Source organism: Ectobacillus sp. OTK (assembly GCF_059698935.1).
Genome location: NZ_AP048547.1, coordinates 2216427 through 2228044 on the forward strand (window position 1 = coordinate 2216427; position 11618 = coordinate 2228044).

Genomic DNA, 11618 nt, shown 5'->3' on the forward strand with positions numbered 1-11618 from the left:
AGCGAGCTTCATTGATATTTATGCAGCTTTTATTTCTTTTTGCTTCATCCGCTGCACGTGTACAAGTCGGAAGGATAAAAACAATGCCCCGCATGCGAGCCCGGAAATTAAGCCGACCCAATAGCCTTTTGCGCCAAGCGCGGTATAGGTTGCAAGGATATAGCCGGACGGTAAGCCGATGACCCAGTAGGCGACGAGCGTCATAATCAGCGCGGTGTTTACGTCCTTATATCCGCGTAATGCGCCTTGTACAGGTGTAGCGATGGCATCTGATACTTGGAACAGAATAGCAAAGAATAAGAATTGCTGCGCCAATTGTAAGACGTGTGCATCTTTTGTATAAAGCGATGCCACTTGTTCGCTGAATAAAAAGATGATGATTGAGTAGGCGGCGGCAAAGCAGAGCGCAATGCCAATGCCAATAAGGCTGTATTGTCGCGCATCGCGATATCGCATTGCACCGACCTCAAAGCCGACCGCAATTGTCATTGCCATAGATAGGCTAAGCGGTGTCATATAGAGCATAGAAGCAAAGTTAATAGCCGCCTGATGTGCTGCAATCGTTGCGGTATCAAAGGTGCTCATAAGCAGTGTGACGGCGGCGAATATGCTTGTTTCAAAGAAAATGGCAAAGCCGATTGGCACGCCGAGCTTGAGTAATTCCTTCCATGCTGCCAATGAGATACGGTATAGACGCTTAAAAATCTCATATGTGGCAAAAGGCCGCTTCGTATGGATAATGAAAATAGCGATGGCGAGAATGCACCAATATGTTACGGCGGATGCAATACCGGCCCCGATACCGCCTAAGCGCGGTGCACCGAATGTTCCGAATATGAACACATAGTTTAGCAAGATGTTAATAGGCAGCGATAATAGCGTAATCAGCATCGTCACGCGCGTTTGACCGAGTGCATCTATAAAGGAGCGAAGCACGTTATAGACGAGCATGGAGGGAATACCGAATGCAAGCATTGCTAAAAATTCCTTGGCAATACGGCGCACTTCCGGTTCAAGTTTCATCCCTTCTAAAACTAACGGAACGGCGAAAAGGCCGACGATAATAATAATAATACTTGCTGCGATAGCGAGGTAAATTGCTTGTATAACAAGCGGTGCGACTTCCTCTCTCTTTTTAGCCCCTGTTAGCTGCGCAACAATTGGTGTGACTGATAATAAAATGCCTCCAATACCGGTGCTAACGGGAACCCAAATGCTTGTGCCGATAGCCACGCCTGCTAGATCGGTGGAGCTGGCGTGCCCTGACATCGTTGTGTCAAAAAAGCTCATCATAAACAATGAGAGCTGTGTAACGAATACAGGGAGAAATAAGATAAGAAATTGTTTGAGTTTTTGTTGAATGGTTGTTGTATGTTCCATAGTTTTCCTTCCTTGCGTAAAAATACATATTATTATAGCATATCCTTATCCCAGTGTCCGAATAAAACACTATTAGGAAGGAATATTATATTCTTCATTAGAACGAATATGTAGTCCAACAGCTCTATAAAATGCAGAGATATTTTTTTAACAATATTTAGATGCATGAAAGGGTATCAAATAAGACTATTAAGACTTTAGACTTAGAGATAATTGAGTCTGTAGCTCATGTTGAAACAATGGTTTCCTTGTTAAACTACAAAGTGCTATGAGAATGACACTGAGTGTTTAATTAGGGGGGATCAGTAAATTGAAAAAAATAGGTTCAGTTGGTTTGAAATGGATGAAAATCATTCATATTCTGTTAGTGGCACTATTCTTTGGCGGAATAATGAGTTCATTAGCTTTAAATTTGGGGGTGAAATTCGCAACCTATGATGAAACATTTGAAACCTATAGAAGCTTAGTCATCATTAGTGATAATATCATTAGAATTGGAGCAGTCGGGACTTTGTTCCTAGGCTTTTTGTATGGAATTTTTACAAACTGGGGATTTTTTAAGCATAGATGGCTAACTGTGAAATGGATTCTATTTATTCTCCAAACGTTGATTGGGATATTTATTGTTGATAAATTGATGATGGCGAATATGGCAATTCTTGAGACTGAGAAAAGTATAGCTTTAAGTAATCCAGTTTTTATACACAATCATTCCATAAGACAATATGCTGTAATTCTTCAGGTTGTAATTACTATGTTTATTATATGTATCTCTGTGATAAAACCTTGGAAAAAGAAAAAGTTCATTTCAGAAAAGCATAATTTAAGTTAAACAGCAGCGGAACCGCTGCTGTTTTAATGTTTAGCTGTACGGATCTTCTGCAGCAACAAACGAGGCAATATATAAGGATATTAAAAAATGTCAAAAAATAAAGAATGATCAGGAAAAAGAAAGGAATTTTTGGTAATTTTTCATCACCTCTTTAGAATGCGTAGATATAGAATAAAAGTATCTCTTTTTAAAGGGGGACGTGAAGGTGGAAGAAGCTCCTAACAAAACGATGCGGCGCGGCTGGCTGCTTTTTGGGAGTATGTGTATCGTTTTGCTCGCAGCTGTTATGGCTTATAGCATGACGATGAAGCCGAAAGCTATATCGGTGTATACGACCGCTTCGGAATTGCCATCCCGTGCCTATTCTCTGCAGTCCGATGAGGAGGCGCTGCGGCGATATATGACGCCTGTTCCAGAGCAGTTAATCATTATCAATCGCGCAGCGAATGAGCTTGCGCTGTTTGAGAACGGACATCTTGTAAAGAAGTTTACAGTAGCCACAGGTAAAAGCTCGACACCAACGCCGACAGGCAAGTTTCCTGTTGTAAATAAAATTAAGAATCGTCCATTTTATAAATTTAATATTCCGGGCGGTGACCCTCGTAACCCGCTGGGTGATCGGTGGATTGGTCTCGATATATACGGTACGAACGGCACGACATACGCTATACACGGGAATAGCAATGCATCGACAATCGGACATCACGTATCGAACGGATGCATTCGTATGTACAATGAAGATGTGCGTGAATTATTTGAGCGAGTGCACATTGGAACGATGGTTATTATTCAAGACTTTACGAGCTCTTGGGACGCTGTTGCCATGGAGCATGGATATAAGTTGTACAGTTAGAGGGAGGATTGCTTGCTTTTTTGATTTACAATATTTACAGGTAACGCATTTTAAACTCTCATCCCCATTTAGGCTAACGTCTTGAAATGGGGGATTCTTCCTGCGAACACTAAGCTGCCGCTTAGTTTTTTAGCTGAGTCTATGGACGGTTTCTCCTCTAAAAACTGCGACTTGTACACTAGAACTAGATATGCTTCCTACTCACTGGGCTGCGCATTTTTCTTATGTCTCTTGTTCATTATCATTATCCTTTGGCCCGCTGCGCGGCTGTGTAGATAGTATCTTCTATAAAAAAGGGCGGGCGAGCCCGCCCTTTTTTATCACTCCAAAGCAGGAAGAACTCGCCTTGTTACGCTGCTGATAACCGTTTCCCAAACGGATTCATCCGAAGCGAGCTTTTGGCGAAGCGATGCATACATTGCCTTTTGCTTCTCCTCAAACGCAGCATCATCCTTTTGCGGCAAAGAGGAGCGGAATTCCTCTACTAAGCTTTGTACCTCGGGAGAGCGCGGTCCCCAAACTGCTTTTTCGTCTCCTTGCTCGTCAATGAAAATAAAAATAGGAATCGCACGTGATGTACCGTTCGTCAAGTATTGATCCATAAGCTCTAGATTGTCATCTCGAACAAGAAAACGCATATTGAATTGCGCTGCCTCACATAAGCGCTTTACAATCGGTACGCAAAGCATGGCATCTCCGCACCAATCTGCTGTTAATACAATCACGTTCCAGTTTTTTTCCTTTCCTTGTTCCCATGCATGGAGTGCTTCATCACCTATATGCACTTTGTTGTAAATATGCACAAGCTCTTCTTTGTTAACAGTCATGCTGCTCACATATTCTTCAAAGGTCATTCCTTTTGTGAACCATTCTGTTAGCCTCATACATCTGCCTCCTTATGTTGTGCTTCCTTTTATTGTATCAGTTTGAAAGGATAAAGTCTGATTTGCCACTCAGTAAATAACAAAAATCGAAAACAAATAGTTTGCATAAAAAAAGAAGGGCGCGATAATTCTGCCCTTCAAAGGTAAAGCGTGTAATGAAAGCAACCTGTTATCATGTATTGCCAAATTTATGGTATCCCATACTATATGTGATAAAAAGAAATGACATGTACAAGAGAATATTATATGGTTAATCATATATCTAATATATCATTAAGGTCGGGAGAGGATAGAGTGGAAAAGCGTGAACGGCTAATGAATGATTTATCTGTACAAATGATTGCAACGTTTCGTTCGTTTCGCAGTGATATAGGAAAGATATTCGAATCCTATATTCCATGGAATGAATTTGTTGTACTGCGCATTCTAAAGCGTCAAAATAGGGAAATGGTATCGCGTGTGGCAGGTGAGTTGAACGTGTCCAATAGTCATATTACAGCTGTATCTGAAAAGCTAATTACAAAAGAGCTGCTCACCCGTTTTCGATCTGAGCTCGATCGGCGGGTCGTGTATTTGGAGATTACCGAAAAGGGGAAGCAGCTTGTTGAAGAGATGGAACAAAAACGGGAGGACTACTTCCGTAAGAAATTTGCTTCTTTAACAGAAGAGGAAATGGAAACGATGATTTTGATTTTCCAGCGGCTTATGTAAAAGGCGAGGATATGCAGCAGGATTGAAGGAGAGCCTAATATACATATATGAACTGTCATTTGTCTATTTGTGCAGAAGAGGCAGAGGAAATGCGGGCAAAGCACCCTCCTGGATGAGTAATTCTATACGGACCGAGACACAATAATCATACATACGAAGAAAGGAAGGAATCATAATGACGAGCAGAAATGGAAGCAAAGGCAGCAACAATCAAGGCTCTCCGGAAGCTGGACATAACCAAATGCAGCTAGGAGCTGATTTTGTCACAGGAGACGATAACAAAGGAAAAGAATACCGTTCTCGTAAAGGCAGCAAGTCGAAGGAGATCCATGATCAAAAGGGGTGAGCGTGCTCACCTCTTTTATATTGGGTCCTGTCAACATGAGAAAAATTTGTGTAGGTTTTGCAGTAATCCATTTCATTATATGTTTCCTGCTTTAGAATAGGGATGTCAAATATATGTGAAAGCAAAACGTAAGCATTGACCGAATCCGAAGAGGGCGGTAAAATTTGGACATCATTAGTTCGATCAGGAGGAACAGCTTATGACAAAAAAAGTAGCACTTATCACAGGAGGAACGAGAGGGATCGGGAAAGCAATTGCAAAGCGATTTGCGCGCGAAGGATATGATTTAGTCCTGAATTATATGCGCAAGAAAAGTGATGCCGAACAAACCAAGGCAGAGATTGAGCAGGAGTATCATGTAGCGGTTCATCTGGTGAAAGCAAATGTAAAGGAAATAGAGCAAATTCGTAGTTTATTTCAAGAAACGGAGCAGCAGTTTGGGAGGCTGGATGTCTTTATTAATAACGCGGCCTCTGGCGTGATCCGACCGCTCATGGAGATTGAGGAGAGCCATTGGGATTGGACGCAGGAAATTAATAGTAAAGCATATTTATTCGCGGCGCAGGAAGCGGCAAAGTTGATGGAGAAGAATGGCGGAGGCTCTATTGTAGCGATGTCGAGCCTCGGTTCGATTCGGGCGCTTCCGAATTACGTAGCAGTAGGTGTGTCAAAAGCGGCGGTGGAAGCATTAACGCGTTATTTAGCAGTAGAATTAGCACCGAAAGGAATTGTCGTAAATGCTGTTTCCGGGGGAGCGGTTGATACGGATGCACTAAAGCACTTTCCAAATCGTGAGCAGCTGCTAGAGGAGGCTGCAAACCGAAATCCAGCAGGCCGCATCGTCGAGCCGAATGATTTGGCAGAGACCGTTTATTTTTTATGCACGCCGGCTGCAAGCATGATTCGCGGACAGACCATTATTGTAGATGGAGGATTGTCTCTTCTTTGAGCTAGTCAGCTTCTTATTCGTACAGCATGAATGGATCCAGACATGAATAAGATTCTGCATGGCGGCTCGTTTCAATAAATAAAAAAACCAGGAAGGTGCAGCCCCTCCTGGTTTTTTGTTAGAACAGGGTTAAGAAAAACGTGGCTAATGCAACTCTAAATACTAATGCAAGCACTGCTGCGATGGCACCTAAAATAATCGCAAAGTTTCCTGTTGTTCTCGCGCCGCGCGCTCGTGCGTACATACCAAGCAATACGGCTCCGATACCGAAAATAACAGGATATGTGAAGAAAGACATAACAGCAAGTGCTAAGGCGATAAAGCCGACAATAGTACCGCCTGCTGTCGAGTCTGTTTCTCGGTTTTCGTTACGGATACGGGCAGGTGCCACTTCTGCGGCATACTCTTCATCTTCGGTTCGAAAATCGCGAAGCAATCTGCGGTTGTTGCGTTCATAATCTGCCATAGCGATTCCTCCTTGAGTCCATTGCCTTCCTACTTCCTAGATAAGAAGGCTCTCTTATTATGGCCTAGATAACCGACTTTCATTTACAAAAAACCGACATAAAAAATTTTGGTATGGTTATGTTGTTTTTGGAAACCATATGAGAGACACCGAAAGAAGGCAGGAGGATTTTCATGACAAACCATCCAATTGAAGACTTAATGAGAACCGCTATGGAAAATTTAAAGCAAATGATCGATGTAAATACAATTATGGGCAAGCCCGTTTCCACAAATGACGGAAGCGTTGTTTTGACTGTTTCCAAAGTGGCATTTGGCTTTGGGGCGGGAGGAAGCGACTTCGGGGACGGCGTGAAAAAAACACGCACTGCAGCAGGAGAAAAGCCTACAACTGACGTTCGGTTCGCATTTGGCGGCGGAAGCGGGGCGGGTGTCTCGATATCGCCGGTTGCGTTTTTAGTAGTTGGTTCTAAGGGAGTTCAGGTTATGCACCTGCATAGCGGTACACACCTTATTGAAAAAGCAATGGATGCGGCGCCGCAAGCGCTGAAATCAGTTCAAAACATGATGAACCAAAACCAAAATCAGAGTCAAAATCAAAGTCAAAATCAAAATCAATAAAAGATGGCGCAGGCCATCTTTTATTGATTTCAAGGGCTTCAGTTCGTGTGTATGTGCCTTAAGTTGTATTTCACAACTGAAAATCGGTATATTCATCTATTTCATCATTGGTTATTTTTTCTCCTCGTCCTTTCGTTCTGCTTTTCTTCAAGTAGAAAGTATGTATGATATCGGTACTTTATGTGGAATGATGTAGACGAGGAGGTAAACCACATGATTAATGTAAAGCAATTTACCGTTGGGTTAATTCTATTGACTAGCGCGATTATCATTTATTTCCTCAAAGAACGCATGCGAAAGCTATTTGGTAAGAAAACATATATATAAGCCTTGAAGGCACCGGGACGCTTCATTTCTGCTGGTGCCTTCGTTGTGTCTGTTTGTTAGCGTCTTTCGTTATAATATTTTTGATGGATCTTTATTACCTTTTCTATTTTTTGTGAGCAATATGTAAAAAATTTACATGTTGCTTTTGTGATGGTTTATCATGTATAATTATAATCTGTGTCTCAGTCATAAGTAGCAGTATTCACTAGCTAGTATGGAAAAGAGAAAAGCAATGCTTGTCTGCACTTGATAAGAAAACTGTATAAAGATCGGGCTTTGTATAATAAGTCAACAACTTTAACAGCTTTTTGCCATTCGGCCTTGTGTTCGTGAGCCGGACAGGGCATCCTATGAAATTTTCGCATGCTAGCTTTCAAAGGGAGCGGTCATTGGAACCGCACAATGAAAGAGAGGCAGGGCTTTCATAAGAGTACTAAGCGATTGTTACTTTCCCGTTTTATATAAAAACCTCCTTGTTCCACATGAACAAGGAGGTTTTTTGCTGAAGAGAAGTACAGCAGCCTAAGAGGACTATTGTATTCTGTTTTCTACCTGCTGACAAATTTCCTCTGCTGTTAAACCGCTTGCCTCGATAACAGATCCATCAATTGAACGATCGCTCATCCCCATTATGTTTGAATCCATTCCGGTAATGACGCAGCAGTCGCAGCCTTGTGCATCTTGCTCGGAACGAAGCTGAATAATTTGATGCCCTTTTTGCTCAAGGGCTTGCTGTACATCTGTTAATGAATACTCTACTCCGATTTTTGCCATGTTGTTCACCTCCTGCTATGTTGTACATTCTGTAATATGTTCCACTTCATACAGAATTATGCAAGGAGTGGATTCCAACACAATAAAGCGAAGTAGAGCTTAATCGTTATAAACGCCAGTGAGCATTTCTGTAATGAAGCGGTCAGCTTCGTCGGCGTTTGCATCTGCATGTGCGGAAATAGGCAGCCTGTCGGCTTCATATGTTCCGTTTTCTTTTTGGAGACGAAGCTCTACACAATGTTCTGCCCGACAAGGATCGGTCGTATCCATGAAATCAAACAGATCCAGCATTTTTTTAATTTCCTGTTTTGTGCCTTTAATTTGCAAAATCGCCATTTTTCGCATCCTCCTCAGCTGTTTAGGGAATACAACTTTTTGAAAATAGAAATATGAGCTCTTTTTCTTAAATATGACTACTATGTCGATTTGTATTTTTTCCGCTATATGGAAGGTACAGGTCTTGTTATATATGGCATACTAACGAAAGGAAAATCATTTTATTGTTTAAAATCCGTGAGAAATCTTTTCATAAATTCGTGCTAGTACAAAAATATTTTGAAATGCAAAATTTGTCGAAAAAATTTTTTAATTTTTCTGTAAACGCTAACAACATTGATATAACAGTGTTTTGGGCTTGTTTTAAATATTCATTATTAAAAAATTCTAAAAATTATTTTGATTTCTTGGCAAAGGAGTCGTAAACTAGGTAACATACAAAGATAATTTGAAAGCACATAGGGGGATTCGAAGTGAACGAACAGTGGATTTTTTTAAACGGAGAATTCGTTCCAAAGCATGAAGCAAAAGTATCAGTTTACGATCATGGATACTTATACGGCGACGGCGTTTTTGAAGGAATCCGCATCTACAGCGGCAACGTCTTTCGCCTAAAAGAGCATCTCGTTCGATTATTTGAATCCGCAAAATCCATTTTGCTGGAAATTCCATATACATTAGAAGAACTGACAGAGCTTGTAGCTGAAACTATTCGTAAAAACCAATTATCAGACGGGTATATCCGCTTGGTTGTATCTCGCGGAGCAGGAAACCTCGGATTAGATCCGGCTTCTTGCCCGGTTGCTACTGTTGTCATTATTGCAGAACAATTGGCGCTTTTCCCAGCTGAATTTTATGAAACGGGTATTCCAATCATCACAGTGGCAACGAGACGGAATCGTCCGGATGTATTAAGCCCGCAAGTGAAGTCTTTAAACTACTTGAACAATATACTTGTGAAAATAGAGGCGAAATTGGCTGGTGTAATGGAAGCTCTTATGCTCAATGAACAAGGATACGTTGCAGAAGGATCAGGAGATAATGTATTCCTTGTCAAAGGCAACAAGCTCATTACTCCTCCAAGCTCCGCTGGTGCGTTAGAAGGAATTACGCGCAATGCGATTATGGAAATCGGTAAAAAACTTGGCTACGATGTACGTGAAGAATTGTTTACACGACATGATGTCTATGTAGCAGATGAAGTATTCCTAACAGGAACGGCTGCTGAGGTTATCGCCGTAACGAAGGTGGACGGTCGTACGATTGGCGATGGAAAGCCAGGCGTTCACACAAACCGTCTCCTTGAGGAATTCCGAAAACTTGTAGTAGAAGATGGAGAAAAAATTTATACAGCAGATTAAGTTGGTTAATGGAGGAGATACCTTTGCGCAGTAATATGATTAAAAAAGGAATCGATCGTGCTCCGCACCGCAGTTTGCTTTATGCAGCGGGCGTAAAGGAGGAAGATTTCGATAAACCGTTTATCGCGATCTGTAACTCCTATATCGATATCGTTCCTGGACATATCCATTTAAGAGAGTTAGCGGACGTTGTAAAAGCTGCGATTCGCGAAGCAGGCGGCGTACCGTTTGAATTCAATACAATTGGAGTAGATGACGGCATCGCGATGGGGCACATTGGCATGCGCTATTCCTTGCCAAGCCGTGAAATCATTGCGGATGCGGCTGAAACAGTTATTAATGCTCACTGGTTTGATGGCGTATTTTATATGCCTAACTGTGATAAAATCACGCCAGGTATGTTAATGGCATCCGTTCGTACAAACGTACCAGCTGTTTTTGTATCCGGAGGACCGATGGAGGCAGGCGTATCTAAAGACGGAAAGCCGCTCAACCTCGTATCGATGTTTGAAGGTGTAGGAGCAGTAAAGTCTGGAAAAATGAGTGTAGAAGACCTCATTGCCATGGAACAGGCTGCTTGCCCTACATGCGGCTCTTGTTCCGGAATGTTCACAGCAAACTCGATGAACACAATCATGGAAATGCTTGGAGTTGCGCTTCCAGGTAATGGAACGCTTGTTGCTACAAGCAAAGAAAGACATGAATTAATTTATAAAGCGGCATTCCATCTTATGGACTTAATTAAGAACGATATTAAGCCTCGCGATATTATTACAGAGGAAGCACTTGATGATGCATTTGCCCTTGATATGGCGATGGGCGGCTCTACAAATACAGTATTACATCTTTTGGCGATTGCCAACGAAGCGGGTATCGATTATGATTTAAATCGTATCAATGAAGTAGCAAAACGCGTACCATACTTGGCAAAAATCAGCCCAGCTTCTGATTATTCCATGCATGATGTACACTTAGCAGGCGGTGTATCTGCAATCATTAAAGAACTTGCTGCTATTCCGGGTGCAATCCACCCAGAACGTATTACGATTACAGGAAAATCGTTGTATGAAAATGTAGAACATGCTTCTATTCTTAATAATGATGTAATCCGTTCCAAAGAAAATCCGTATAGCCAAACAGGCGGGCTATCCATGCTATTCGGAAACATTGCGCCAAACGGCAGTGTAATCAAAGTAGGTGCTGTTGACCCATCTATTACAAAATTTGTTGGAGAAGCAATTTGCTTTGATTCTCACGATGAAGCTGTAGAGGCGATTCATAACGGAACTGTAAGAGAAGGTCACGTTGTTGTAATTCGCTATGAAGGACCAAAAGGCGGTCCTGGTATGCCGGAAATGCTTGCTCCTACATCTGCTATTGTCGGAAAAGGATTAGGCAAAAAGGTAGCATTGATCACAGATGGACGTTTTTCTGGTGCGACACGCGGAATTGCAATTGGTCACGTATCACCGGAAGCGGCAGAGGGCGGTCCTATTGCATATGTCAATAACGGCGACACAATTATCATTGATTTATTAGAAAGAAACATCCATTTAGATATTTCAGAGGAAGAATTGGAAACACGTAAAAGTCAATTCGTTGCTCCTGAACCGAAGGTGAAAAGCGGGTACTTGGCACGTTATGCGAAGCTCGTTACATCAGCGAACACAGGCGGCATCTTAAAAGTATAAAGCGTTGACGGGGAGGAGTAGTTGAAGACGAAGCCTCACAGAGAGTCGGTGGCTGGTGAAAACCGACGGTTCGTCCCGATGAACATCGCCCCTGAGCGCCAAGCTGAATCTATGTAGGCTTGGACGGTAGCTGCGTTATAGGCTTGAT

General features: G+C 42.1%; 14 protein-coding genes and 1 other annotated feature (1 of these 15 only partly in view). Of the genes, 9 read left to right on the plus strand and 5 right to left on the minus strand.

The window, feature by feature from the left end:
• Positions 1–18: 18 nt before the first annotated feature.
• A complete protein-coding gene (locus tag AC6HZ4_RS10740; RefSeq protein ID WP_497495664.1) occupies positions 19–1404 on the minus strand; it encodes an MATE family efflux transporter in 1386 nt (461 codons plus the stop codon).
• 286 nt (positions 1405–1690) lie between these two features.
• Between AC6HZ4_RS10740 and AC6HZ4_RS10745 the strand changes: the two genes are divergently transcribed.
• Positions 1691–2212, plus strand: a complete 522-nt coding sequence (locus tag AC6HZ4_RS10745; protein WP_497494979.1) for a DUF2269 domain-containing protein — start codon at positions 1691–1693, stop codon at positions 2210–2212.
• A gap of 205 nt (positions 2213–2417) precedes the next feature.
• Complete coding sequence (locus tag AC6HZ4_RS10750) at positions 2418–3065, plus strand: L,D-transpeptidase (RefSeq protein ID WP_497494980.1); 648 nt, start codon at positions 2418–2420, stop codon at positions 3063–3065.
• Positions 3066–3385: 320 nt separating this feature from the next.
• Here AC6HZ4_RS10750 and AC6HZ4_RS10755 read toward each other — a convergent pair whose 3' ends face one another.
• Positions 3386–3949 (minus strand): thioredoxin family protein, encoded by a 564-nt coding sequence (locus tag AC6HZ4_RS10755; protein WP_497494981.1) that lies wholly within the window; start codon positions 3947–3949, stop codon positions 3386–3388.
• Between the two features lie 315 nt (positions 3950–4264).
• Here AC6HZ4_RS10755 and AC6HZ4_RS10760 point away from each other — a divergent pair, with 315 nt between their 5' ends.
• The 3 genes from AC6HZ4_RS10760 to fabL all read left to right on the plus strand — a co-directional run bounded on the left by AC6HZ4_RS10760 (position 4265) and on the right by fabL (position 5955).
• Entirely contained in the window at positions 4265–4660 is a 396-nt protein-coding gene (locus AC6HZ4_RS10760; RefSeq protein ID WP_497495665.1) for a MarR family winged helix-turn-helix transcriptional regulator, read from the plus strand.
• A 175-nt stretch (positions 4661–4835) separates the two neighbouring features.
• Complete coding sequence (locus AC6HZ4_RS10765; protein ID WP_497494983.1) at positions 4836–5006, plus strand: imidazoleglycerol-phosphate dehydratase; 171 nt, start codon at positions 4836–4838, stop codon at positions 5004–5006.
• Between the two features lie 199 nt (positions 5007–5205).
• Positions 5206–5955: an enoyl-[acyl-carrier-protein] reductase FabL gene (fabL, locus tag AC6HZ4_RS10770; protein WP_497494984.1), complete on the plus strand. Its 750-nt coding sequence runs from the start codon at positions 5206–5208 to the stop codon at positions 5953–5955.
• A gap of 118 nt (positions 5956–6073) precedes the next feature.
• Here fabL and AC6HZ4_RS10775 read toward each other — a convergent pair whose 3' ends face one another.
• Complete coding sequence (locus AC6HZ4_RS10775; RefSeq protein ID WP_497494985.1) at positions 6074–6421, minus strand: imidazole glycerol phosphate synthase; 348 nt, start codon at positions 6419–6421, stop codon at positions 6074–6076.
• Between the two features lie 173 nt (positions 6422–6594).
• Here AC6HZ4_RS10775 and ytfJ point away from each other — a divergent pair, with 173 nt between their 5' ends.
• Both ytfJ and AC6HZ4_RS10785 read left to right on the plus strand, forming a co-directional pair.
• The gene (ytfJ, locus tag AC6HZ4_RS10780) at positions 6595–7041 is read left to right on the plus strand and encodes a GerW family sporulation protein (RefSeq protein ID WP_497494986.1); all 447 of its coding nucleotides are present in this window, start codon (positions 6595–6597) and stop codon (positions 7039–7041) included.
• Between the two features lie 213 nt (positions 7042–7254).
• Complete coding sequence (locus AC6HZ4_RS10785; RefSeq protein WP_497494987.1) at positions 7255–7368, plus strand: phosphoribosyl-ATP pyrophosphatase; 114 nt, start codon at positions 7255–7257, stop codon at positions 7366–7368.
• Between the two features lie 531 nt (positions 7369–7899).
• On the opposite strand, the gene AC6HZ4_RS10790 is transcribed toward AC6HZ4_RS10785, so the two are convergent.
• Together AC6HZ4_RS10790 and AC6HZ4_RS10795 are read right to left on the minus strand one after the other, a co-directional pair.
• On the minus strand, positions 7900–8142 hold the full coding sequence (locus tag AC6HZ4_RS10790; protein ID WP_497494988.1) for a YkuS family protein: 243 nt from the start codon (positions 8140–8142) through the stop codon (positions 7900–7902).
• 99 nt (positions 8143–8241) lie between these two features.
• Positions 8242–8478 carry a DUF3911 family protein gene (locus AC6HZ4_RS10795; RefSeq protein WP_497494989.1) on the minus strand — a complete coding sequence of 79 codons (237 nt, stop codon included), beginning with the start codon at positions 8476–8478 and terminating at the stop codon, positions 8242–8244.
• A gap of 413 nt (positions 8479–8891) precedes the next feature.
• Between AC6HZ4_RS10795 and ilvE the strand changes: the two genes are divergently transcribed.
• Both ilvE and ilvD read left to right on the plus strand, forming a co-directional pair.
• Positions 8892–9779, plus strand: a complete 888-nt coding sequence (gene ilvE, locus AC6HZ4_RS10800) for a branched-chain-amino-acid transaminase (RefSeq protein ID WP_497494990.1) — start codon at positions 8892–8894, stop codon at positions 9777–9779.
• 23 nt (positions 9780–9802) lie between these two features.
• Complete coding sequence (gene ilvD, locus AC6HZ4_RS10805) at positions 9803–11470, plus strand: dihydroxy-acid dehydratase (RefSeq protein WP_497494991.1); 1668 nt, start codon at positions 9803–9805, stop codon at positions 11468–11470.
• Positions 11466–11618 (plus strand) — a binding site (T-box leader) (it continues 75 nt past the right edge of the window). It overlaps the preceding gene by 5 nt.

What these genes read in the sequence shown, in the direction of transcription:
- AC6HZ4_RS10775 (WP_497494985.1), bottom strand. Translation starts at nt 6,421, where the DNA reads ATGGCAGATTATGAACGCAACAACCGCAGATTGCTTCGCGATTTTCGA.
- AC6HZ4_RS10765 (WP_497494983.1), top strand. Translation starts at nt 4,836, where the DNA reads ATGACGAGCAGAAATGGAAGCAAAGGCAGCAACAATCAAGGCTCTCCG.
- AC6HZ4_RS10790 (WP_497494988.1), bottom strand. Translation starts at nt 8,142, where the DNA reads ATGGCAAAAATCGGAGTAGAGTATTCATTAACAGATGTACAGCAAGCC.
- AC6HZ4_RS10760 (WP_497495665.1), top strand. Translation starts at nt 4,265, where the DNA reads ATGAATGATTTATCTGTACAAATGATTGCAACGTTTCGTTCGTTTCGC.
- AC6HZ4_RS10785 (WP_497494987.1), top strand. Translation starts at nt 7,255, where the DNA reads ATGATTAATGTAAAGCAATTTACCGTTGGGTTAATTCTATTGACTAGC.
- AC6HZ4_RS10795 (WP_497494989.1), bottom strand. Translation starts at nt 8,478, where the DNA reads ATGGCGATTTTGCAAATTAAAGGCACAAAACAGGAAATTAAAAAAATG.
- AC6HZ4_RS10755 (WP_497494981.1), bottom strand. Translation starts at nt 3,949, where the DNA reads ATGAGGCTAACAGAATGGTTCACAAAAGGAATGACCTTTGAAGAATAT.
- ytfJ (WP_497494986.1), top strand. Translation starts at nt 6,595, where the DNA reads ATGACAAACCATCCAATTGAAGACTTAATGAGAACCGCTATGGAAAAT.
- fabL (WP_497494984.1), top strand. Translation starts at nt 5,206, where the DNA reads ATGACAAAAAAAGTAGCACTTATCACAGGAGGAACGAGAGGGATCGGG.